This is a genomic window from Lentzea atacamensis (genome assembly GCF_003269295.1).
Lineage (GTDB): Bacteria > Actinomycetota > Actinomycetes > Mycobacteriales > Pseudonocardiaceae > Lentzea > Lentzea atacamensis.
The window spans coordinates 179,624-200,894 of the sequence record NZ_QLTT01000005.1 but is presented as its reverse complement, the minus strand read 5'-3'; the positions used below and the strand labels follow the sequence as shown (position 1 = coordinate 200,894).

The following is a 21,271-nucleotide window of genomic DNA, read 5'->3' as shown; positions in this document are numbered from 1 at the left end:
CCTCATCTGCCCCGTCTATGTCCGCAGGAGGAGGTGAGGTTCACGACTCGACCAGACCCGGTCGATCCGGGTGGTCGTAGCGCACGAACAGGTCCGCCACCGGCTCGTAGTCGTCGAACGCCGGCAGCGTCCATTCCTCGTCCGGTTTGAGTGCGGCGGTCTTGCGGTTGAGCGCGCCGGCGGAGAGCCACAGGTGCACGGTCAGCTCGGCCGGCAGCCAGCGGTCGAGCAGCAGCGTGCCGTCGACGAGCACCACACCGTTCTCCGGCAGGTCCACGTACTCGGCGCGGCTGGCCCGGTCGGTGGCCGCGTTCCACAGCGACGGCAGCACTTTGCCGTCGAGTGCGGGATCGAGGACTTCGCGCTGCAGGCCGTTGAAGTCGAACCAGTCGTGACGGTACGAGTACGGGTCGGTGCGGCCGTGTTCCAGCCTCACCGACGCCGGTCGCAGGAAGTCCTCAGTGGACACCCGCTGCACCGCACGGCCCAAGGCGCGCAACGGTTCCACGACCGCGTCGGCGAGCTTGCCCGGTTCAGCCGCGGGAGCCCCGTCGATGAGCACCCGCACCCGGCCGTCCATCGCGCTGATGCGGGAGACGATCTCGGCGACGAGCGTGTCGAACGTGAGCGGTCGAACCTTCACCGCCACTCCGCGCGAGGGTGCCAGTCCGCCCAGGCCGTGTCCCACCAGATCTCGCCGGAGGCCAGCATCTTCTCGATCTTCTGGCCCTCCGCCCTGATCGCCTCGGCCTCCTGGGCGGAGTACTTGCCGGACGCCACCTGCTCCTCGAACTCGTCGAGGTCGCGCTGCTCCCACGTGCCGTCCGGCGCCATCGTGTAGTCCAGCGCGTGGTCGAGCGTCTCGAACCCGTCCTCGGTGCGGCGGTAGGGGGCCTGCAGGTTCAGGTAGTAGTTGCCGAAGACCCGGTCGTCGCCCTTCCAGAACAGGTCGACGGAGTAGGCGTCCTCCGGCCGGTGCAGCATGAGCTTGCCGTGCCCTCGCCAGAACCCGCGCTCGGGCTTGTCCCACGGGTGCGGGTGGTGGTGGTCGGGATAGGTGAGCCGGGTGCCCGGCTCCACGAACACCGCGAGCAGGCCCGGTTCGTCGACGACCACCCTGGTCGGCATCTCGGACCAGACCTTGCCGTGCAGCACCTCCCGCCGCACGATGACCTCACCGGGCGTGAACCACCTCATGGGCTGAATCTACGTGATCACGATCGGCCATGTCCCTCGCCATCATGCGGCGCTTCAGCGGTGGCAGCGCGTTCGTGACCCGCAGGAACGTGCGGAAACATGCCAGCACGACCCGGCCGATCACCGGCTTGTGGATCGCGCCACGCCCGTCCATCTGCTCGCGTGAGGCGAGCACCGCCTCGAACCCGTACTCGACCATCTCCCGCTCGTACTCGGAGACGGCCTCGACCAGGTCCTTGCCGTGGTGCGCCTCGACGAGCTTGCGGCACAACAACTCCGCGTCCCGCAGCGCGGTGTTCGCGCCGATGCCGCGCCCGGGTGTCATGAGGTGGACGGAGTCGCCGATCATCGTGACGTTGCTCGCCTGCCACGGCGGCAGCTTCTCCGAAGTGCGGATGCGGATCTCGAACACGGTCTCCGGATTCGCGCGGCGGAAGAGCTCGCGCAGGTTCGGGTGATAGTTCGGGGTCAGGTCCAGCACGACCTGCTTGAGCTGGTCCTGGGTCATCCCGCGCAGGTCGGGGAACTTGTCGTGGGCTGCGGAGAAGCCCCACATGATGTAGTCGTCCTCGGCGCCTCCGTTGTCGAAGTGCATCACGTGGAGGATCACGAACGCGCCTTTGGGCCCGTAGAGCAGCGTGACGGCCTCGTCGCCGTCAGGTGGGAGCAACGCGAGTGTCTCCGGCGTCATCTTCAGCTTGCCCGCGATCGAAGTGATGCCGGTGTCGACCACCTTCGCGTCCGGCAGGCGCTGCTTGCGGACCTTCGACTGCGCGCCGTCCGCGCCCACGAGCACGTCACCGGTCTCGGACGTGCCGTCGGCGAAGAACGCCGTGACCGTGCCGTCGTCGTTGTGGCGGTAGTGCGTGAAGGTCTTGTCGAACCGGACGACGTCCTCCAGCCCGTTGAGCAGCGCGGTCCGCATCGCGATCCGGCTGACGGACTTCTCGCTGCGGGTCTCGTCCACCGCGGGCGGCAGGTCGGCGACGAGGAGCTCGCCGTACTTCTCGGTGCGCATGTTGATCCGGCGGACCGGCCTCGCCGTCGTGCGGACGAACTCGGCGAACACCTCCGGAGGCAAGCAGCTGTGCAGCGCTTTGCTGCCGTCCGGGCTGATCCCGACCCGGAAGCCGATCAGCATGCTGCGCGGCGTGCGGTCGCGTTCGAACAGCGCCACGTCCACGCCGGCCTTCTTCAACCCGTGCGCCAGGCACAGGCCCCCGGTCCCCGCTCCGATGATGAGTGCGCGCATGAGAGTCTCCCCACCAAGTCTCTTAGTTGGGAAGATATTCAGTTACTGAGACTCTTGTCAATCGTCCTGATTGAGTCTCCTCAGCCGCGCGGTGGCGATCGCGAGCCGCACGTCGTCCGCCGGAAGTAGCCTGACCAGCTGTTCCAGTGCCTCGACGTCGTGTTCTCCCGAGTCGGTCTGGGTGAACGTCCACAGCGCGTTCCCGTCCCCGCGCGACAGGACGGCCTTGCGCACGCCGGACGCCAGATCGTCGCGCTCGGCGAGCACGACCGGTGCCTCGGAGCGGCGCAGCAGGGAGCCGCGGTACCGGGAGGCGGCCAGCGGCACGTCACCGTCCTTCAACGCGGCCCGCACGGCCAGAAAGTCGGCCTCGACGTCCGCGGTCAGCCGGTACGGCCTGGTCGCCAGCACGTCGGCGCCGAGCTGGGCGCGCAGCCGGTGCAGCTCGGCGCGCACCGTCGTCGGGTTGCCGCGCTCGCCGTAGAGCCGCAGTGCCAGCTGGTCGGCCGAGAGCCTGCCGTGCAACGCCAGCGCGCACAGGATCTCCGCGTGCCGCAGCGAGATCGGCACCTCGCGCCCGTCCAGCACGACCTTCGGCTCCGGGAGCAGGAACGACAGCGACAGCACCGACCTGCGCACGTGCCGTTGCCGGGGCATGCGCAGCAGATAGCCGCGGGCGAGGGGTTCCAGCACCGCCTCCCGGCCGTCCGGCAGCCGCACCCGGTCGCTGGAGACGTCGACGCGTGACGGCAGCAGCCCGTACGGCTCGACCGCGACGACCCTGCCGGTCGGGCTGAGCAGCGCGCCGGGCTCGCCGCGCAACGCGATCAGGTGCCGCATGTTGCGTGCTCGCAACTCCTCGTCCTGCGCGTGCATCCTGGCGAGCATTCCCGACTCGGCGAGCCGGGCCGACGCGGACACCAGCGCCACCATCGACGGATGGACCGTCTCGATCGGGCCGCTGAGGTCGACGACGCCGATCGTCCTGCCGGTGTCGGGGTCGCGGATCGGGCTCGCCGCGCACGTCCAGTGGTGATAGGTCCGCACGAGGTGCTCGGCGGAGTGGACCGTGACCGGTGCGTTCGTCGCGAGCGCGGTGCCCATGCCGTTCGTCCCCGCCGCGTCCTCCGACCAGCGCGTTCCTTCCGCGAGGCCGACGTCCTCCGCGCTCAGGCGGGTGTCGTGGGAGCCCTCGCACCACAGGATGTGGCCCTGCGCGTCCGCGACGATCATGATGTGCCTGGCCTCGTGCGCGAAGCCGAGCAGGGTCTCGCGCAGCACCGGCAGGCTGGGGTGCAGCGGATGCCGTTCGCGCAGGTCGGGAAGTTCGTCGGCGGCGAAGACCGTGGGGGCGGTGTGCAGGTCCGGATCCACGTTGGCGGCGAGTGACCGTTGCCACGACGCGGAAATCACTGAGCGTGGCGAATCCACCGTGCGAGTACCACTCAACACGGCATCTCTTACGCGACTCAGCAACAGTGCGTGTTGCCCGGGGTCGTGGGCCACTGATCCATCCACGGCTTGCAACGAGCATGCAACGTTCTGCTGCCTAGTTTCTCATTTTCCCCACCCGAGCCACCCAGCGGGAGTCGAGAATGACGCAGTACGCGGCGCCGGGTCGGCCCGGCAGCGTGGTCGCGTACCGGCCGAGGTACGACCACTTCATCGGCGGCGACTACGTGCCGCCCGTCTCCGGTGAGTACGTCGAGAACGTCACGCCGGTGACCGGTGAGGTCTTCACCGAGGTCGCGCGCGGTACCGACGCCGACAGGGCGCGTGCCCTGCACTCCGCCAGCGGCGCCGCACGCGCGTGGGGGAGGACCACGGCACGAGAGCGCGCCACGGTCCTGGGCGAGATCGCGGACCGGGTGGAGGAGCACGCGACCGAGCTCGCGGTCGCCGAGACGTGGGACAACGGCAAGCCGGTGCGCGAGGCCCTGGTCGCCGACGTCCCGATGCTGATCGAGCAGTTCCGCCAGTTCGCCGCCGTCATCCGCACCGAGGTCGGCGAGGTCGAGCAGCTCGGCCGCGACACCTGCGACTACCGCTCGTTCCAGCCGCTCGGCGTGGTGCACGAACGGCTCTCGTGGACGTTCCCGCTGATGAACGCGGGCCGCGTGCTCGCCCCCGCGCTGGCCGCCGGCAACGCCGTGGTGCTGGAGCCCGCGCTGCAGACGCCGGCGTCGATCCACGTGCTGCTCGGCGTGATCGCGGACCTGCTGCCGCCCGGTGTGGTGAACGTGGTCACCGGATCCGAGGATCACCCGGTCGTGGCCGGCCGCTGCCCCAACATCTTCTTCTCCGACGTCACCGCGCAACGCGACGGCTTCCTCGACAAGGCACTCGAAGGCTTCGCGATGTTCGCGGCCAACCAGGGCGAGATCTCCACGGCCCCGTCCCGCGCGCTCATCCAGACCGCGATCTACGAGGAACTGCTGCACCTCGCGACCCAGCGCACGCAGCAGCTCCGCTCGGGCGACCCGCTCGACACGGACACCATGGTCGGCGCCGTGGTGAGCCTGGCGCAGCGCGACCGCGTGCTCGCCTACATCGAGCGCGGCAAGGCCGAGGGCGCGCGGCTGGTGACCGGGGGCGAGGCGTCCGGCCACTACGTCCAGCCCACGATCTTCGAGGGCGACCACCGTTCCGCCGTCTTCGCCGACGAGGTGCTCGGCCCGATCGTCTCGGTGACGAGGTTCGACGACCGCGACGACGCCGTGAAGATCGCCAACGAGACCACCGCCCAGCTCGGCGCCGGCATCTGGTCGCGCGACGTGGCGCTGGCGCACAACGTCGGCCAGGAGCTCAACGCCGAGCGGGTGTGGGTCAACAACTACTACGCGTACCCGGCGAACACCGCGGCGCTCGCCGAGTACCGCCGCGTGAAGCACCTGCTGGTCAGCTACTCCGGCCGTGCGCAGGGCTACTTCTAGGGGCTACTTCTTCCACGGCACCTGCGGGCTCGCGTAGTAGTTGATGCCCTGGATCTTCCAGCGGGGTGCCTGCGCGCCCAGCCGTGGCGCGAACCGGTCCCAGCTGTGCACGCTCGCCGGTGCCCAGCCGAGCTCGGCGGCCACCGGGAGGCGCGGGAACGCCATCTGCTCGATGTCGGCGCTCGTCCGGATGGTCTCCGTCCACAGTGGAGCTTCCACGCCGCGGACGGACGCCTCGGACACGCCGGTGAGGTACGCGCCGGGGTTCCAGCTGTAGGCGTCCTTCACCTCGACGTAGCCCGCCCAGTTCAGGCCGAGCTTGGTGTCCTTGTTGTACTTCATGTCGAGGTAGATCCGGTTCGCGGGCGACATCAGGACCTTGTTGCCGCGCTGGGCCGCCGCGGCCACGTCGGCGTTGGACGTCGTCGTGCCCCAGAACTGCGGGATCACCGCGGTGTCCTTGGTGGTCTTGATGAACTCGTGCCAGCCGATCGTGGTCTTGCCGTACTTCTTCACGATGGGCAGGACGCGGTTCATGAACTTGACGTAGTCGGCGTCCGGAGTCGAGAGGGCCTCGTCACCGCCGATGTGGAAGTACGGGCCCGGGGTGATCGCGGAGACCTCCCTGACCACGTCCTCGATGAACTTGTACGTGATCTCCTTGCTGATGCAGAGGGACGAGAAGCCCACCTCGGTGCCGGTGTAGAGCGGGCGCTTCCTGCCGTCGCAGTTCAGTTCGGCGTAACTCGCCTGTGCCGCGTTGGTGTGGCCCGGCATGTCGAACTCCGGGATCACGGTGATGCCGCGGTTCGCCGCGTACGCGACCAGGTCCCTGTACTGGTCCTGGGTGTAGTAGAGCCGGCCCTTGCGGCCACCCACCTCAGTGCTGCCGCCGATCTTGGTCAGGTCCGGCCAGCTCTTGATCTCCAGGCGCCAGCCCTGGTCGTCCGACAGGTGGAGGTGGAAGTAGTTGATTTTGAAGGCCGCTGCTTGGTCCATGTAGCGTTTCACCTGGTCCGGCGTGAAGAAGTGGCGGCTCACGTCGAGCATGGTGCCTCGGTGGTGGTACCTCGGGTGGTCGAGGATGCTCGCGCCTGGGACTTGCCACGGGCCTGGCTGCTTGGTCTTCGCCTCCGCCTTCGGCGGGAGGAGCTGGCGGAGGGTGGCGATGCCGTTGAAGTGGCCGGCTGTGGTGTTGGCTCGGATGACCACCTGGTTCGGGGTCACGTCCAGCTGGTAGCCCTCTTGGCCGGTTCTCGGGTCGGCGCCTGCTAGCAGGACTATGCCTTCGCCCTGTACGCCTGTGGTGATCGGGAGGGGGAATCCTGTTGACTTGCGGAGGATCCCTGCCAGCAGTTCGGCTGGTTTTCGGGGTGTGTCCGAGGTCAGCTGGATCTTGGCGTTCGGGGTCAGGGTGAAGGTGATGTCTGGGCGGGGCTGGAGTTGGGCCGGGTGGGGGACCAGTTCTTGTAGCGAGGTTGCTGCCTTGCGGGATGCGGCTGCCTCGCTGGTTGACGCTGCCTCGCGGGTTGATGTTGCCGCTGGGGCCGCGTCTGCTGGGTCGGTCACCAGGACTCCTGCGGTGGCGATTGTCAGCGCTGTCAGGGCTGCCCGCAGTTTTCTCGATTTCACGCCAATCCTCCAGGCACGGGGGGACCTTGGTGGCGGCGTTGGGGTCACGGTTTCAGGCGGTGGGGTGGGTGTCAAGGTTTAGACCAATGGGGGTTTGGGTTGTGCGCGCTCTGTCCGTAGGTCGTCCCCCGGTTGCGTTGGCGGGTTCCGGTTTCGTGTCCGTAGGTGGTTGCGGTGCGTGCGTATGTGCCGGTTGGGTGGGCTTTTCTGGGGCTCCGCCCCAGACCCCGCCAATCTGATCAAAGACCGGCCAGCGCCGCGCGCGGGTTGATGGCACGCCTGTTGCGTTGGGCGGCTTGCGGCGCTAACGGCAGCTCGGCTTCGCCGTCGCCTTTTGCTCGGCTTCGCCATCGCGAGACGTTGCTAGAGGTGTTCCTTGCTCAGCTTGCGCCACAGTGCTGGGAGTGCTGCCTCCGTCTTGTGGGCCAGCTCTACCTCTTGGCCGTACAGGAGGCCGAAGGTGAAGCCGTTCTCGTCGCCACGGCCCAGGTCGAGGAGGACGGGGCGGGCCACCACCGAGTCCTGGTGGTCGCCTAGGAGTGTTTGCACGTCCTTTGCCCGCTTCCGCAAAGCCTTGGCGTGCTTGCCGAGTGCGGGCTCGGCGACCTCTGCCGAGTAGCGGAGGCGTTTGGCGGCTTTGCGGGCCTCGTGCAGGGGCTCGTCGTTGTTGTTGGCCGCCAGGGCTGCCTCTACTCGGACGTCCAGGCGGTGGCGGGACTTCTCCACGAGTTTGGGGAGGACGTCCTTCGCCTTGCCGGATGCGAGTTTGGTCAGAGGGGGAGAGGCGAGCAGGGCGTCGATCGAGTTGAGCAGGGTGAAGTAGCGCTCGCCGTCCAGGGCCGCTACGGAGTCCTTGTGCGCCTTGGCTTCCAGCGGGGCGAAGTGGCGGGTCAGGCGGGCGGCCACGTCGCCCAGTACGAGTTCGGGTGGGAGGGCGTGGAGGCCGTCTTCGAAGCGTGCGCGCAGGACTTCCAGGTCTCGGGAGGTGCCGAGGACTCCGGCCAGCCACTTGAGTTCGTCGGTCAGTGAGCGGGTGGCTTCGCGGTCGACGATTTTGCCGAAGGCTTGGAGGGCTGAGCGCATGCGGCGGGTGGCTACGCGCATCTGGTGGACGGCGTCGTCCTCGTTGCGGCGGACTCGGGGGTCCTGGTTCTGCAGGGCGGCGCGTTGTTCGTGGAGGTAGGCGAGGACCACGTCGCCTGCTGTGGACTTTTTGCCGATGGTGGGGATGGCGTCTCGTTTTACGCCGATCACCTGGGAGAGCTTGGACTTCGAGGAGGACGGGTGGATTCCTGCGTCGCCCAGGTGGCGCTCGACGGTGTCGAGGAGTTTGCGGTCGCCCCCTTCTCCCAGTTCCACCTCGATCTCGCGCCAGGAGGTGGTGGTGGTCGAGGAGCCCATGGTTTGGGCGGTGACCACGTCGTCGACCACCTCGGCGAGGAGCTGGCCGTTGCCGTTGGTCAGCTGCCAGCGGCGGCGGTTGGTGCGGATTTCGGCGACCGGGGTCAGGTCTGAGCCTCGGGTGTGGGCGCGGACCAGGGAGGAGAGGTCCTTCGGGGGTTGTTTCACGGCTCGGCCGAGGGGGACTCGGACTTCCTGGCGGGAGTCTTCGCCTGCGGGGAGTTTGAGGTGCCAGCCTTCGTCGTCGCCGCCCACGCGGCGGCGGAGGGTCACGCCCGCGCGCGCCAGGCGGTAGTCGTCGGTGTCGAAGTACGTGGCTTCCAGGTCGAACTCCTCCGGGCCGGTCGCTACGCCGGTGATCTCGGTGAGGTCCGGCAGGCTCGCGTCCGATGGTGCCTCGTACTTGCGTTCGGTCTCAGTGACAGAGGTCGCCATTTACTAGTAATACCTCGTTTTGTCATTGTTCACCCACTGCCGTGACGGTGCGTGAGGGACGAATGCCACGGGTGGGCGGAAGTCTGGCCCCTAATGCGTGCATTCGATGATCGGTGCCTTGGCCGGGGGCCGGGGGTCCGGTTCGCTGGTCGGGTGCCCACGGAGAAGGAACGGCTTGACGTGGTCGAGCCGCAGGTCGCCACGTTGATCAGTCACGTCGGACAGCTGGCGGCGGAGCTGGAGCGTGTCACCGCGCGGCTGACGGTGCTGGAGAGGCGGCTGTCCGGTGCTGGCGACGGGCCGCTGGCGGATCTTGATGCGGTGGCGGGGGACATCGCGCCGCTGGTCGAGGCGTTGCGCAAGGCTTGGGACGCCGAACAGGAGATCCTCGCGGATCCCACTCGGGTGGAGCTCAAGCAGGAGGTGCTCGAGTTCGACGGGCTCAAGGCCCGGCGGGACGAGGCTCGGTCCAAGCTGGACGGTGGGCGGGTGCCCCGGTTCGAGCGGGACGCGCTTTCGCACGAGGTTCGGCAGATGGAGTGGCTCATCAACGCCAACGAGGCGAGTGCGAAGCGGGCCGCTGACCGGTTGGCGGCCGATGAGGACGCCAGTGGTGAGGAGTGGCGCACCGAGGCGGTGCTGGCCGGGGACAAGGCTCGCGGGGAGATCAAGGACGCGGCCGCCCGGCGCATCTCCGAGGCGCTCGGGCAGTACGCGCGGATGCCCGTGTGGTTCCGGGTCGGGCTGGGGGAGATTCCCACACCGGATCCGTCGTTCTGGCTGGAGTCGGCGATCGCGGTGCTCGCGTACCGGCTGGAGTACGGGGTGACGGACGCGGTGTCGCCGCTCGGTCCGCCGCCGTCGGCGGCGAGCGGGTGTCAGAACTGGGTTCGGCGCACGAACGTCCACGCGGACATCACCGACCGGCTCACCACGCTGGCCGCCACGTTCCACCTGCAGTAGTCTTTTCTGCAACCGCTCGGTTGCAGGAGGTGGACGTGGACCGGATCGAACGCGACGTGCTGATCAACGCGTCGCAGCAGCGCGTCTGGGCCGCGCTGACCTCGGCCGAGCACCTCGGCACGTGGTTCGGTGACGCCGGGGCGACGGTGTCGGAGCTCGAGCCCGGTGGTGAGGTCACGCTGACGTGGGCGGAGCACGGCACCGGGCGTGCGATCATCGAGAAGGTCGAGCCCGAGTCGTTCTTCTCGTGGCGCTGGTCGGGTCCGCTCGGGCCGGATCCGGTGCCCGGCAACGCGACGCTGGTCGAGTTCACGCTCACGCCGGTGGACGGCGGCACGTTGCTGCAGGTCGTGGAGAGCGGGTTCACGCAGCTCGACCTGCCGTCGGAGGACCAGGAGCGCTACGCGTCCGGGAACGTCGACGGCTGGGGCCACGAACTGGACGAGCTGCGGGAGTACCTGGAGAAGTGAGTCAGGTCGACGACGTTCTGGCCGCGCTCGCGGATCCGATGCGGCGCCGGGTGCTCGATCTCGTGGCCGCGAAGGGGCCGGTCTCGGCGTCCGCGCTCGCCACGGAGCTGCCGGTGAGCCGGCAGGCGATCGTGAAGCACCTCGCCGTGCTGGAGAAGGCCGAGCTGGTGGCGTCCGAACGGGCCGGCCGGGAGAACAACTTCTCCGTCCGGTCCGGCGCGCTGGACGCCACCGCCACGTGGATGGCCTCGCTCGCCTCCCAGTGGGATCGGCGGCTGGCTGCGATCAAGAAGATCGCCGAGGGGTAGTTCAGCGCTGCGGCATGAGGGTGCCGCCGACCATGGTGGCGAGCACGGGGATGTCGGCGATCGCGTCGCTCGTGCGCGGGTCGTCGCCGAGCACCACGAGGTCCGCGAGCTTGCCCGGCGTGATGCTGCCCAGCACGTGCTCCTTGCGGCACGCGTAGGCGCTGCCGAGCGTGTACGCGCGGATCGCCTCCTCGACGGTGATCGCCTCGTCCGGTCCGACCGCGCGGCCGCTCGACGAGCGGCGCCGCACCATGAACTCGATGGCGCGCAACGGTGCCCCGTCCGCGACCGGCCGGTCCGAGCTGCCCGCGACGGTGAGACCGTGGTCGAGGAACGACCGCCCGCGGTACATCCAGGGTGCGCGTTCCGGGCCCATGATCTCGCTGTAGTCGTCGCCGTAGGACCACAGAAACGTCGGTTGGACAACGGGAATCAGGCCGAGGGCCGCGATCCGCTCGAGCTGGTCGGGGCGCACCAGGCCGCAGTGCTCGATCCGGTGCCTGGCGTCAGCGCGCGGTCGTTGCCGTTGTGCCTCCGCCACCGCGTCCAGCGTGAAGTCGATCGCGCGGTCGCCGATCGCGTGGATCGCGAGCTGCCAGCCCGCTCGGTGCCCGTCGACGATCGCCGCCCGCATGAACTCCTCGGACTCCGCGAGCTGACCGGAGTTGTCCGTGCCGATGTACGGCTCGGACAACGCGGCCGTGCGCGCGATCATGCCGCCGTCGGTCCACAGCTTGAGGCCGCCGAGCGACAGCATGTCGTCGCCGAACCCGGTGTGCAGTCCGAGGTCGATCGCCCGCGGGATCCCGTCCGCCGGATCCGCGGCGACGTCGTGCAGCACGTACGCGGAAACCATGAGCTGCACGCGGATCGGCAGCTGTACGCGTTGGTATGCGGCGGCCTCGAGCGGGCTGCTCGCGATGAGGCCGGCGCCGATGCCCGCCTCCGCGCACATCGTCACGCCCTCGGCCAGCACCTGCCGCGCGCTCTCGTGCAGTTCGGCGGTGATCTCGTCGAGCGAGTACGGCAGCCGCAACGACCGCGCGGCCAGCTGCTCGTTCTCGGTCAGCCAGCCGTCACTGGTGATGCCCGGAAGCTGGTGGAGCACCACGGAGTTCACGACGCACGCGTGCCCGGACAGGTCGGCGACGTACACCGGCCTGCCCGCGCTGATCCGGTCGAGATCGGCGGCGGTGAGCGGCACCTCCATGATCCGGCGGTCGTAGCCGGACGCCTCGATCCACCCCTCACCGGCAGCACCGGCCAGGCGGTCGAGCACCTTGGCCGTTGTCGTCAACCCGGTCAGGTCGATCGTGCGCCGGCCGTTCCACGCGAGGTGCGTGTGCGCGTCGATGAAACCGGGCAGCACCACGGCGTTGCCGAGGTCGACGGTCTCGGCGGCGGGCAGGCTCTCGATCTGCTCGTCCATCCCCACGATCCGGCCCTGCCAGATGCCGATCGTGTGCGCGGCGGGATGCGCCGGGTCCATGGTGATGGCCCGGCAGCCCGTCAGCTTCAGGTCGAGCTTCATGCCGTCGCGAGGACCGGCACAGGGGTGTTGGTCAGCACGGACGCCAGGATCTCACCTGAACGCACCGCGACGTTGGACAAGAGCGACGACGAGATGCCGTGGGAGTGCTCGGTACCGCCCTGCAGGTAGATGCCGCCGCGCAATGACGACTGCACGCGGTAGTCCCGTCCCACGACCAGACGGCCCTGCTCGTCCCGTGCGCAGGTCTCGTCCAGCGAACCGAGGACCGGCGTGGCCTCGTCGTAGCCGGTCGCGAGCAGCACGAGGTCGGTCTCGATGAGCTCCTGCTCGCCGGTGACGAGCGACTGGACCACCGCTCGCGCGCCGGAACCGGACTCCTCGACCGCCACGAGCCTGGTCAGGTTCATCATCTTCAGCCGCTCGGTGCCGAGGACCTTCTCCTGGTACGCGGTGCGGTAGAGCTGCGCTATGAGGTCGACGTCGACCACCGAGTAGTTCGTGTTGCGGTGGTAGTCCATCAACCGCTGCTTCACCGCGTCCGGTGCGTCGTAGTAGTGGTCGACGGCTTCGGGGTCGAAGATCCGGTTCGCGAACGAGCTGTCGTCGGCGGGGGAGTAGCCGTAGCGGGAGAACACCGAGCACACCTCGGCGTTCGGGAACTCGCGGTGCAGGTGCGCCACGGCTTCCGCGGCACTCTGCCCGGCGCCGACGACGACGCAGCGCTTCGGGTGCTGGAGTTCGCCGATCCGGTGCAGGAACTGGCTGTTGTGCCACACGTGGTCCGACAGCTCGACGCCGTCCGGGAGGGACGGCCGCAGTCCGGTGGCGAAGACGAGGTTGCGTGCGTGGTACACGTCACCCGTGGCCGTGGTCACCTCGAACAGGTCGTCCTGGATCGCTTCGACGCCAACGGCTTCGGCGCCGTAGGTGACCAGGTCGTCGACCTGCGCCGCCGCCCACTCGAAGTAGTCGTGGAACTCGACGCGCAGCGGGAACAGCGTCTTGTGGTTGACGAAGTCGACGAGCCGGCCGCGGTCCCTGAGATAGCAGAGGAACGAGAAACGGCTGGTCGGGTTCCGCATGGTGACCAGGTCCTTGAGGAACGACACCTGCATGGTGGCGTCGTCGAGCAGCATGCCCCGATGCCAGCCGAACGCTTCCTGGCGTTCGAGAAACACCGCGGTGACAGGGGTTCCGGCCTGCTCGTTGTGCTCGGTCAGAGCGATGGCGAGCGCCAGGTTCGAGGGACCGAACCCAATGCCGACGATGTCGTAGATCGGATGCATGAGCACCGAACTTAGGGCAGCCTAAGCTGCCCTGGCAAGCCATCGGTTAGGTTAGCCTGACCGTATCTCACCGAAGTGAAGGAGAGAACCCCGTGAGGGTCGTCATGTTCGGGTTCCAGACCTGGGGTCATCGCACCCTGCAGGCACTTTTGGCGTCCGAGCACGAGGTGGTCCTGGTGGTCACCCACCCCAGGGGTGAGGGCGCGTACGAGAAGATTTGGAGCGATTCCGTCGAGGACCTGGCCCGTGAGAACGGTGTCGAGGTGGTCGTCCGCGAGCGGCCGGAGGACCAGGAGCTGCTCGACAAGCTCAAGGCCGCCGAGCCGGACGTGATCGTCGCCTGCAACTGGCGCACCTGGATCCCGCCGCAGGTCTTCGCGCTGCCCAAGCACGGGACGCTGAACGTGCACGACTCGCTGCTGCCGAAGTACGCGGGCTTCTCTCCGTTGATCTGGGCGCTGCTCAACGACGAGAAGGAAGTCGGCGTGACGGCGCACATGATGGACGACACGCTCGACGCCGGCGACATCGTGCTGCAGCGCGCGGTTCCGGTCGGCCCGCGCGACACGACGGCGGACCTCTTCGCCAAGACGCTGGAGCTCTTCGGCCCGATCACCGTCGACGGTCTCGCCGAGATCGCCTCCGGCCGCACCGACTTCACCAAGCAGGACCGTTCGCAGGCCTCGTTCTTCCACAAGCGTGCGGAGGAGGACCTGCGGATCGACTTCACCTGGACCGCGGAGGAGCTGGACCGGCTCGTGCGCGCGCAGTGTGCGCCGTACCCGAGCGCGTTCTGCTTCCACCGCGGCCAGCGTCTGGAGATCATCGAGGCCGACGTGTCGCAGGCCGTGTACGGCGGCACTCCCGGCCGGATCTTCTACCGGGAGGGCGACGGCGTGGCGATCGTCGCCGGTGCCGAGGCCCGGCGCGGGCGCAGCAAGGCGTTGCTGGTCAAGAAGGTTCGGACCGCCGACGGCACCGAGCTCAAAGCGCACGAGTACTTCAAGAACATGGGCGGCTACCTGACGTCGCGTCCATAACGACGACATGCCGATCACAGGCCGGTTGATCGGTCCGTGATCGGCATGCTCGATCATGAGCGCATGAATCGCGCGGCGGTGACGTCACTGGTGGTCTTCGTGCTGCTCGTGGCACTGGGCTGGTACCTGACGAATCTCCAGTCCTCGAAGGAGAATCCGCCGGCGCCGACCGGGTCCGCTCCGGTCGGTTCGTCCGATCTCGGCGCGCTGACGATCGCGCCGGAGGGCAAGATGGCCGGCTACAGCCGCGACCGCTTCCCGCACTGGTCCTCGCAGGGAAACTCCTGCGACACCAGGGAGATCGTGCTGCAGCGCCAGGGCACCGACGTCAAGTCGGACAAGGACTGCAAGGCGGTCTCCGGCACCTGGAACAGTGCCTACGACAACGTGGTGATCAGGGACGCCGGTGAGGCGGACATCGACCACATGGTGCCGCTGGCCGAGGCGTGGCGCTCCGGGGCGGACAAGTGGACCGACGACGAGCGCAAGACGTTCGCCAACGATCTCGGTGGCATCCAGCTCATCGCGGTGACCGCGAAGTCCAACCGCGCCAAGGGTGACCAGGACCCGGCGAAGTGGAAGCCGCCGGCACAGGCCTACTGGTGCACCTACGCGCAGCACTGGATCTCGGTGAAGATCACCTACAAGCTCACCGCGGACCAGGCCGAGCACGACGCGCTGGCCTCGATGCTCAAGGCGTGCTGATCACCACCACCGTGATCGGCTCGACGTAGCTGTCGTTCCCGATCGCCTCGCGGAGCCTCTCCTGGAACCGCGGGCGTTCGTCCGGTTTCGGCAGGGTGTCCGGTGACATGGCGGAGAACAGGCTGCCCGCCAGTTCTTCGATCGTGTGCTCGTGCGAGTAGCTCACGGTCCACTCGCGAGGTTCGTGACCGGCTTCGCGCAGTGCGTCCGCATACCGCCGGCGCGCTTCGGAGTCCGTGCCGCAGCCGGCCGTCATCGGCTTGCCGAACCACTCTTCGAGCACGCGCCGGATCGTCGGGTGCTGCCGCCACAACGGCGTCCCGTTGGCGATGATCGCGAACTTCCGCGTCCTGGCCTGCCGGAAGAGCCGCTCGTGGTCCATCCAGTGCAACGCCTGCCCGACCACGACCGCGTCGAACCGGCCGAGCTCCGGTACGTCCGCGTCCGACCCGACGCGCCACTCGACGTTCGGCAACTTCGGCGCATGGGCCAGCATGTCCGGCTCCGGGTCGACCGCGAGCACGCGCCGCACGCGTGCCGACAGCGGGACGGCGAGCTGGCCGGTGCCGCAGCCGAGGTCGAGCACCACGTCGTCGCCGGTCAGCCCGAGCTCGGCGACCAACGCGTCGATGACCGGCGGCGGATAGCCGGGCCGGAACTTCGCGTAGTAGCCGGCGACCTCGCCGCTGAACCCCAGGCCTGTCGTGCTCATGTCCCCGAGACTGCCTCAGTCCGTCCGCCTGCGCCGACGACTCTGCCCCCGGCAGAACGGGGGACGCGGCCCGACCCCCAGACGGGCCGCGTCACCCGTTCCCCTACACCGCCCGGACCGACTCGAACAGGCCGGACAGCTGCCAGTGCGTCACGTAGCCCATCGCCTCGGCGGCGATCAGCACGTCGAGCTTCCCCAGGTTCGTCCGCACCGGCATCTGGTAGGCCTTGCCGCGCCGCGCGTCGAGCACCATCGGTGTGGCCCCCGGCAGCGTGTCGGAGATGGTGTGCTGCAGGATCCGCAGCCCGACGTTCGCGGCCTCCCTGGTCAGCGGCACCTCCTTGGTGTGCACGAGCACCGCGTAGGTGGAGCCGTCCTTCTTGCGCAGCCCCAGGTGCGGGCGGACCTTCAGCGTGAGGTCGCCGACCCGGTAGGTCGCCGGTTCGACCGGCACCCCGGTGGCCTTGAACGACGCCAGCCAGGGCAGGAACCCGTCCGCGATCTCCTCGAACGCGCGCGGCTGTCCGGTCCTGTTCGCGCCCAGAATCGCCTTCTTCAGCTCCAGTTCAGGTTCGGTCGAGTTGACCGCTCGTCGCATGGCGTCGCGGATCGGGTTGTAGAACCCGCACACCTTGGGGTCGTCGGTCAGATACATCCCCCGCTGTTCCGACACGATGTTGATGCGTCCACGCTGGCCGCTCATGACGTACTCGGTGAACGACAGTGCGGTGACGCTGACGTTGTTGTCCGGCAACGTTTTCTCCCCTCGTACCGCTCTCTTCACCCGACGTTATCCGAGGGGTCTGACAAAAACGGTGCTACTCCGAACGGTGTAACGATTACGCAGGGTAGAACGATTACCCGATTGGGTGGCACACAAAGTTGCGACGTGGACCTCATTCTGTAAACGGACGGTGACGGACCGGCAACCGATCACGTCGATGACCGTTCGTCTGCCGTTCGGCGATGCTCACGCAACGCTCACCGCACGACAAGCGGAAGTAACACTCCGTAGAAGATCAACTAAGGAGAATAGGTCCAGCAGGAGTAAACGGAGCGAGGAGAGAGATGGCGGTCAAGGCGGAGCGTTCACCCGATAGTGCGGGTGACGTGGAGGTTCCGCAGCCGAGGCAGCCGACGAGGTGGCTCGTCCACCTCGCCCAGTGGCCGCACGCCGTGCAGGTGACGGTCATCCTCGTGCTGATCGCGCTGCTGCTGTGGACCATCGCCCTCACGCTCGGTCCCGACCAGGCCTTCATCGTCGGCTCCGCGGGCGTCGCGGCCAAGCTGATCTGCATGTACCTGGACACCCGCGTCCGGAACTAGCGCCCGTACCGCTCCGCGGCCCTCGCCTTGGCCTTCGCCGCCTCGACCTCACGGTCCTTCGGCGGTGCCGTCGTCACCAGCGCGTCGAGCAGCTCCTGGGTGGCCGCCGCCACCGCCGCGACCGCCTTGTCGAACGCGGCCTGGTTGGCCGCCGACGGTTTCGCCGCCCCGCTCACCTTCCGCACGTACTGCAGCGCCGCGGCCTGCACCTCGTCGGGGGTCGCCGGCGGTTCGAAGTTGTGGAGCACCCGGATGTTTCGGCACATGGCTCCACTATGGCCCCTTCGGCGGCGCCGCGCGGGTGTGGATGCGTTCTCCCTGCTTGCCGAACAGGCTGATGATCTCGGCGGGGTTGCCGTCCGCGCTGCTGAACGAGTGCGGCTGCCGGCAGTCGAACTCCGCGACCTCGCCGGCGCGCAGCACGACCTCCTTGTCGCCGAGCCGCAGCCGGATCCGCCCGCTCAGCACGTAGAACCACTCGTAGCCCTCGTGCACGCGCGGCTCGTGCAGCACCGGGTCCTTGATGATCATCTTCCACGCCTGCAGCGGCCCGATCGACCTGGTCAGCGGGATGCCGACCCGTCCGTGCGCGAGCTCGCGCGGCTTCATCACCACGCGTGGGTCACCGACCTCCGGCGCGCCGACGAGGTCGTCCAGCGAGACCTGGTAGGTCCGCGACAACGGCAGCAGCAGCTCCAGCGTCGGCTTGCGCTGGTCGGTCTCCAGCCGGGACAGCGTCGACTTCGAGATGCCTGTCATCTCGGACAACGCGGCCAGCGTCAGGTCGTGCTCGGCTCGCAGCGCGGCGAGCCTCTGCCCCACGGTTGTTGCCATATTGGCAACTTACGTTGCCAAAACTGTCCTGTCGACCGCACAGTTCAGTCATGGACTACGAAGTGGTGATCATCGGTGGGGGAGCGGCCGGGCTGAGTGCCGCTCTGATGCTGACCAGGGCACGCCGGAGCGTGCTCGTGGTCGACGGTGCCGAGCCGCGCAACAAGCCGGCCGCGCACATGCACAACTACCTCTCTCGTGACGGGCTCTCGCCGTTGGACCTGCTCAAGCACGGTCGGGCCGAGGTCGAGGGCTACGGCGGAGAGATCGTCAACGACACGGTCCGCGGTGTCGCGAAGCTCGATGACGGGTTCGCGGTCGAGCTGACCGGGCGAACCGTGCACGCGAAGCGGTTGCTGTTCGCGACGGGCCTGGTCGACGAGGTGCCGGACCTGCTGCGGGACCGCTGGGGCCGCGACGTCTTCAGCTGCCCGTACTGCCACGGCTACGAGGTCCGCGACCAGCGGCTCGTGGTGTTCGGCGAGGAGATGAAGGTCGCGCTGGTCCGGCAGTGGTCGGACGACGTCACGCACGTTCCGTCGGTGGACGGCATCGAGGTGGAGGACGACCGCCTGGTCGCGGTGATCTCCGGCTCGCGGCGCATCCCCGCCGACGCGCTCGTCTACTCCGCGCCGGTCAAACCGCGCGACGAGTTCCTGCTGGCGTTGGGCGCCGAGACCGAGGAGACGATGGTCGGCCCGTTCGTGCGCACGGACGACAAGGGCCGCACGAGCGTGCCCGGCGTCTACGCGGCGGGCAACGTCACCGACCCGGCCGCGATCGTGATCGTCGCCGCCGCGCAGGGTGCCCAGGCCGCCGGAATGATCAACATGGACCTGATCACCGCTGGTGGCTGAGCGGCAGTTCGATGCGGAACACCGAGCCCTCACCGAGCTCGCTGGTCACCGACACCGTGCCGCCGTGGGCTTCCACGAGGTGCCGGGTGATCGCGAGGCCGAGCCCGCTGCCGCCCGTGGTGCGGCTGCGGGACTTGTCCGCGCGCCAGAACCGGTCGAACACGTGCGGCAGGTCGTCCGGTGCGATGCCGCTGCCGGTGTCGGCGACTTCGAGCACCGCGCTGTCCTTGACCTGGAACAGCTTCACGACGACCTCGCCGCGGGGTGGGGTGTAGCGGACGGCGTTCGCGACGAGGTTGCCGAGCGCCTGCCGCAGCCGCACCGGATCCGCGGTGAGGTGCACCGGCGTGGTTTCGGCGCGCAGCAGGATCTCGCGGTTCTGCTGCGCGTTGACGACCTGGTCCACGACGTCGTCCAGCGCGATCGGTTCCCGGTGGAGCTTGAGCGTGCCGGCGTCGGCCTGCGCCAGGTCGTGCAGGTCGTCCACGAGTCGTTGCAGCAGAAGGGACTCCTCCAGCAGCATGTCGATCAGGTGGGGGTCGGGTTCCGCCAGCCCGTCCTGCGTCGCCTCCAGCCAGCCGGTGATGTTGCCCAGCGGAGTGCGCAGCTCGTGCGCGACGTCGCTGACCAACACCTGCCGCTGCCGTTCGGTCTCGGCGAGCTTCTCGGACATCGCGTTGAACGACTTGGCCAGCTCACCGATCTCGCCCGCGCCGCCGTCCACCCGCGCGGTGCGGTCGCCCTCCGCGGTGCGCTTGGTGGCGGCGGTGAGCGCGCGGATCGGCCGCACCAGCTGCGTCGCGGTGATCCACGACGCGAACCCCGCCAGCGCGAGGATTCCCAGTGCCACCAGCGTGATCCGCGTGACGCCGGTCGTCGACAGGTCGATCGACCTCGGCTCCTCACCGGCCAGCGGGGTGAGGAACAGCTGGGCCTGGTCGGCGACGTACGGCTCCAGCTGCGTGCGCCGCGCGGTCTCGATGCACGCGCCCACCTCCGGCGAGGAGTCGCGGACCGTCGTGATCTCCCAGTCGAACGTCACCTGGGGCGGCCTCTTGCTCAGGATCTGCGGGTCTCCCGGCAGCGTGGCGAGGCACTCCGAGAACAGCGTCTGCAGCTCCCTGTACGCGGCGGTCTCCGTCGCCGTGAGCGTGTAAAGCCGGTTGCCCACCTCGCAGTCCTCCCACAACGAGGGCCGGCCGGGTTCGTCGTTGGAGAGCCGCGGCCGCCCGTTGGGCGCCTCCACGATCTTGATGTGCGGGTTGCACGAGGAGAGTTGCGTGGCGTAGGCGTGCAGCTTGTCGTGCTCCTCGTCGGTGAGCTTGAACGGCCCGACCGCCCTCGGGTCGATCTTGCCGTTGACGTTGAGCGGGTCGACGATCGCCTTGGGAGTGATGGGCAGCTGTGGCGAGCTCGCGTCGCCGGTGTCCACGAGCTTCTTGCCGTTGTGGTCGGTCAGCGCGATGCGGCGGCCGTGCTGTCGCGCGATTCTGTCCATTTCGGACTGTGCGCCCGCCCAGCTGTCGTGCGTAGCCGCGTACTTCAGCACCTCGTCGAAGATCTGCGCGTCCGTCTCGAGCGCCTCACCCTGCTGCTGGCGGATCGTGCCGGTCGTCGCCTGGCTTGCGAGCCACGCCGTGACCGCGATCGAACACGCCGCGATCACCAGCGAGAACAGGAAGAACCGGACCAGCAGGCTTTTCATGCGAGCTTGTACCCGATCCCGTAGACCGTCAGCAGCCGCTCGGGCCGGCGCGGATCCTGTTCGATCTTGCGCCGCAGCTTCATCATGTGCACGTCGACCGTGCGTGCCGTGATGAACCCGTCCTCCAGCAACTGCTCCCGCGTGAACACCCGCTGCGGCTGCGCTGCCATCTTCGCGAGCAACCGGAACTCCGCGGGCGTGAGGCTGATGAGCTCGTCCTTGATGTGCACCTCGTGCCGGACGGGGTCGATGGTCAGGTCGCCGACCTTGAGCACGGTCGCGCTGGTTTCGCGCGCCCGCCCGGTGCGCCGCAGGATCGTCCGCACCCGCGCCACCATCTGCCGCGGCCGGAACGGCTTGGTGATGTAGTCGTCCGCCCCCAGGTCGAACCCGAGCAGCACGTCGTCCTCAGTGGACCGTGCGGTCAGCAGCACGATCGGCACGTCCGACTCGGTCCTGATGGCGCGCATCACGTCGATGCCGTCCACCAGCGGCATCATCACGTCCAGCACCAGCAGGTCGGGGTTCCGCCGCCGCGTCTCGTCGATCGCCGCCCGGCCGTCGTGCACGACCACCACCGAATGCCCGTCGTGCTCGAGGTACCGGCGCACGAGCTCCGCCTGGTGAACGTTGTCCTCGGCGACGAGGATGTGGGCACACACCACTGCAGTATGCAGTCCTTCACGACAGTCAAGCGGAACGTAAACAGGTTCTTCATCAGTT

22 protein-coding genes are annotated in these 21,271 nt (G+C 68.4%); 8 read left to right on the top strand and 14 right to left on the bottom strand.

The annotated features are described in order from the left end of the window. Positions 1 to 40: 40 nt before the first annotated feature. Genes C8D87_RS23530 through C8D87_RS23515 form a run of 4 tightly spaced genes read right to left on the bottom strand, consistent with a single transcriptional unit; the run spans position 41 to position 3,862 of the window. Complete coding sequence (locus C8D87_RS23530) at positions 41 to 643, bottom strand: nucleoside/nucleotide kinase family protein (RefSeq protein ID WP_109640865.1); 603 nt, start codon at positions 641 to 643, stop codon at positions 41 to 43. Further along, positions 640 to 1,197 carry a ribonuclease FAU-1 family protein gene (locus C8D87_RS23525; RefSeq protein ID WP_112228391.1) on the bottom strand — a complete coding sequence of 186 codons (558 nt, stop codon included), beginning with the start codon at positions 1,195 to 1,197 and terminating at the stop codon, positions 640 to 642. The genes C8D87_RS23530 and C8D87_RS23525 overlap by 4 nt, the downstream gene beginning before the upstream one ends. Then, positions 1,175 to 2,449 carry an FAD-dependent oxidoreductase gene (locus C8D87_RS23520; protein WP_112228390.1) on the bottom strand — a complete coding sequence of 425 codons (1,275 nt, stop codon included), beginning with the start codon at positions 2,447 to 2,449 and terminating at the stop codon, positions 1,175 to 1,177. The genes C8D87_RS23525 and C8D87_RS23520 overlap by 23 nt, the downstream gene beginning before the upstream one ends. Positions 2,450 to 2,506: 57 nt before the next feature. Then, a complete protein-coding gene (locus C8D87_RS23515) occupies positions 2,507 to 3,862 on the bottom strand; it encodes a GAF domain-containing protein (RefSeq protein ID WP_233442250.1) in 1,356 nt (451 codons plus the stop codon). A 182-nt stretch (positions 3,863 to 4,044) separates the two neighbouring features. Here C8D87_RS23515 and C8D87_RS23510 point away from each other — a divergent pair, with 182 nt between their 5' ends. Next, positions 4,045 to 5,382 carry an aldehyde dehydrogenase family protein gene (locus tag C8D87_RS23510; protein ID WP_112228388.1) on the top strand — a complete coding sequence of 446 codons (1,338 nt, stop codon included), beginning with the start codon at positions 4,045 to 4,047 and terminating at the stop codon, positions 5,380 to 5,382. A gap of 3 nt (positions 5,383 to 5,385) precedes the next feature. Here C8D87_RS23510 and C8D87_RS23505 read toward each other — a convergent pair whose 3' ends face one another. Continuing rightward, positions 5,386 to 6,954: a beta-N-acetylhexosaminidase gene (locus C8D87_RS23505; RefSeq protein ID WP_411711461.1), complete on the bottom strand. Its 1,569-nt coding sequence runs from the start codon at positions 6,952 to 6,954 to the stop codon at positions 5,386 to 5,388. Between the two features lie 423 nt (positions 6,955 to 7,377). Then, positions 7,378 to 8,850 (bottom strand): CYTH and CHAD domain-containing protein, encoded by a 1,473-nt coding sequence (locus tag C8D87_RS23500; protein ID WP_112228387.1) that lies wholly within the window; start codon positions 8,848 to 8,850, stop codon positions 7,378 to 7,380. Between the two features lie 153 nt (positions 8,851 to 9,003). Between C8D87_RS23500 and C8D87_RS23495 the strand changes: the two genes are divergently transcribed. Genes C8D87_RS23495 through C8D87_RS23485 form a run of 3 tightly spaced genes read left to right on the top strand, consistent with a single transcriptional unit; the run spans position 9,004 to position 10,591 of the window. After that, a complete protein-coding gene (locus C8D87_RS23495) occupies positions 9,004 to 9,813 on the top strand; it encodes a hypothetical protein (protein WP_112228386.1) in 810 nt (269 codons plus the stop codon). 35 nt (positions 9,814 to 9,848) lie between these two features. Further along, complete coding sequence (locus tag C8D87_RS23490) at positions 9,849 to 10,283, top strand: SRPBCC family protein (RefSeq protein ID WP_215732451.1); 435 nt, start codon at positions 9,849 to 9,851, stop codon at positions 10,281 to 10,283. Continuing rightward, the gene (locus C8D87_RS23485) at positions 10,280 to 10,591 is read left to right on the top strand and encodes an ArsR/SmtB family transcription factor (RefSeq protein ID WP_109640742.1); all 312 of its coding nucleotides are present in this window, start codon (positions 10,280 to 10,282) and stop codon (positions 10,589 to 10,591) included. The genes C8D87_RS23490 and C8D87_RS23485 overlap by 4 nt, the downstream gene beginning before the upstream one ends. Before the next feature lies 1 nt (position 10,592). Here the strand turns inward: C8D87_RS23485 and C8D87_RS23480 are convergent, their stop codons facing one another. Both C8D87_RS23480 and C8D87_RS23475 read right to left on the bottom strand, forming a co-directional pair. After that, entirely contained in the window at positions 10,593 to 12,122 is a 1,530-nt protein-coding gene (locus tag C8D87_RS23480) for an amidohydrolase (RefSeq protein ID WP_112228384.1), read from the bottom strand. Next, entirely contained in the window at positions 12,119 to 13,369 is a 1,251-nt protein-coding gene (locus C8D87_RS23475) for a lysine N(6)-hydroxylase/L-ornithine N(5)-oxygenase family protein (RefSeq protein WP_112228383.1), read from the bottom strand. The genes C8D87_RS23480 and C8D87_RS23475 overlap by 4 nt, the downstream gene beginning before the upstream one ends. Before the next feature lie 92 nt (positions 13,370 to 13,461). Here C8D87_RS23475 and C8D87_RS23470 point away from each other — a divergent pair, with 92 nt between their 5' ends. Together C8D87_RS23470 and C8D87_RS23465 are read left to right on the top strand one after the other, a co-directional pair. After that, on the top strand, positions 13,462 to 14,409 hold the full coding sequence (locus C8D87_RS23470; RefSeq protein WP_112228382.1) for a methionyl-tRNA formyltransferase: 948 nt from the start codon (positions 13,462 to 13,464) through the stop codon (positions 14,407 to 14,409). 63 nt (positions 14,410 to 14,472) lie between these two features. Then, positions 14,473 to 15,114: an HNH endonuclease family protein gene (locus C8D87_RS23465; RefSeq protein ID WP_112228670.1), complete on the top strand. Its 642-nt coding sequence runs from the start codon at positions 14,473 to 14,475 to the stop codon at positions 15,112 to 15,114. Here C8D87_RS23465 and C8D87_RS23460 read toward each other — a convergent pair. Beyond that, positions 15,101 to 15,826 (bottom strand): class I SAM-dependent methyltransferase, encoded by a 726-nt coding sequence (locus C8D87_RS23460; RefSeq protein ID WP_112228381.1) that lies wholly within the window; start codon positions 15,824 to 15,826, stop codon positions 15,101 to 15,103. The genes C8D87_RS23465 and C8D87_RS23460 overlap by 14 nt on opposite strands. 103 nt (positions 15,827 to 15,929) lie before the next feature. Continuing rightward, positions 15,930 to 16,580, bottom strand: coding sequence for a hypothetical protein (locus tag C8D87_RS23455; protein WP_233440129.1), 651 nt, complete (start codon positions 16,578 to 16,580; stop codon positions 15,930 to 15,932). Between the two features lie 314 nt (positions 16,581 to 16,894). Here C8D87_RS23455 and C8D87_RS23450 point away from each other — a divergent pair, with 314 nt between their 5' ends. Beyond that, complete coding sequence (locus tag C8D87_RS23450) at positions 16,895 to 17,152, top strand: hypothetical protein (RefSeq protein WP_109640746.1); 258 nt, start codon at positions 16,895 to 16,897, stop codon at positions 17,150 to 17,152. Here C8D87_RS23450 and C8D87_RS23445 read toward each other — a convergent pair. Together C8D87_RS23445 and C8D87_RS23440 are read right to left on the bottom strand one after the other, a co-directional pair. Next, positions 17,149 to 17,418: a DUF2277 domain-containing protein gene (locus C8D87_RS23445; protein WP_112228380.1), complete on the bottom strand. Its 270-nt coding sequence runs from the start codon at positions 17,416 to 17,418 to the stop codon at positions 17,149 to 17,151. The two genes, C8D87_RS23450 and C8D87_RS23445, sit on opposite strands and share 4 nt — an antisense overlap. Positions 17,419 to 17,425: 7 nt before the next feature. Continuing rightward, on the bottom strand, positions 17,426 to 17,986 hold the full coding sequence (locus C8D87_RS23440) for a helix-turn-helix domain-containing protein (protein WP_109640748.1): 561 nt from the start codon (positions 17,984 to 17,986) through the stop codon (positions 17,426 to 17,428). 50 nt (positions 17,987 to 18,036) lie between these two features. Between C8D87_RS23440 and C8D87_RS23435 the strand changes: the two genes are divergently transcribed. Then, positions 18,037 to 18,843: an NAD(P)/FAD-dependent oxidoreductase gene (locus C8D87_RS23435; RefSeq protein ID WP_112228379.1), complete on the top strand. Its 807-nt coding sequence runs from the start codon at positions 18,037 to 18,039 to the stop codon at positions 18,841 to 18,843. Here C8D87_RS23435 and C8D87_RS23430 read toward each other — a convergent pair. Together C8D87_RS23430 and C8D87_RS23425 are read right to left on the bottom strand one after the other, a co-directional pair. Next, entirely contained in the window at positions 18,827 to 20,548 is a 1,722-nt protein-coding gene (locus C8D87_RS23430) for a sensor histidine kinase (RefSeq protein WP_112228378.1), read from the bottom strand. The two genes, C8D87_RS23435 and C8D87_RS23430, sit on opposite strands and share 17 nt — an antisense overlap. Further along, positions 20,545 to 21,210 carry a response regulator transcription factor gene (locus C8D87_RS23425; protein ID WP_112228669.1) on the bottom strand — a complete coding sequence of 222 codons (666 nt, stop codon included), beginning with the start codon at positions 21,208 to 21,210 and terminating at the stop codon, positions 20,545 to 20,547. Before C8D87_RS23425 ends, C8D87_RS23430 begins: the two co-directional genes overlap by 4 nt. Between the last annotated feature and the right edge of the window lie 61 nt (positions 21,211 to 21,271).

Coding starts and splice junctions, on each gene's coding strand:
- C8D87_RS23440 (WP_109640748.1), bottom strand. CDS start 17,986: ATGGCAACAACCGTGGGGCAGAGGCTCGCCGCGCTGCGAGCCGAGCAC.
- C8D87_RS23465 (WP_112228670.1), top strand. CDS start 14,473: ATGAATCGCGCGGCGGTGACGTCACTGGTGGTCTTCGTGCTGCTCGTG.
- C8D87_RS23445 (WP_112228380.1), bottom strand. CDS start 17,418: ATGTGCCGAAACATCCGGGTGCTCCACAACTTCGAACCGCCGGCGACC.
- C8D87_RS23510 (WP_112228388.1), top strand. CDS start 4,045: ATGACGCAGTACGCGGCGCCGGGTCGGCCCGGCAGCGTGGTCGCGTAC.
- C8D87_RS23500 (WP_112228387.1), bottom strand. CDS start 8,850: ATGGCGACCTCTGTCACTGAGACCGAACGCAAGTACGAGGCACCATCG.
- C8D87_RS23480 (WP_112228384.1), bottom strand. CDS start 12,122: ATGAAGCTCGACCTGAAGCTGACGGGCTGCCGGGCCATCACCATGGAC.
- C8D87_RS23430 (WP_112228378.1), bottom strand. CDS start 20,548: ATGAAAAGCCTGCTGGTCCGGTTCTTCCTGTTCTCGCTGGTGATCGCG.
- C8D87_RS23525 (WP_112228391.1), bottom strand. CDS start 1,197: ATGAGGTGGTTCACGCCCGGTGAGGTCATCGTGCGGCGGGAGGTGCTG.
- C8D87_RS23460 (WP_112228381.1), bottom strand. CDS start 15,826: ATGAGCACGACAGGCCTGGGGTTCAGCGGCGAGGTCGCCGGCTACTAC.
- C8D87_RS23450 (WP_109640746.1), top strand. CDS start 16,895: ATGGCGGTCAAGGCGGAGCGTTCACCCGATAGTGCGGGTGACGTGGAG.
- C8D87_RS23520 (WP_112228390.1), bottom strand. CDS start 2,449: ATGCGCGCACTCATCATCGGAGCGGGGACCGGGGGCCTGTGCCTGGCG.
- C8D87_RS23435 (WP_112228379.1), top strand. CDS start 18,037: ATGGACTACGAAGTGGTGATCATCGGTGGGGGAGCGGCCGGGCTGAGT.
- C8D87_RS23475 (WP_112228383.1), bottom strand. CDS start 13,369: ATGCATCCGATCTACGACATCGTCGGCATTGGGTTCGGTCCCTCGAAC.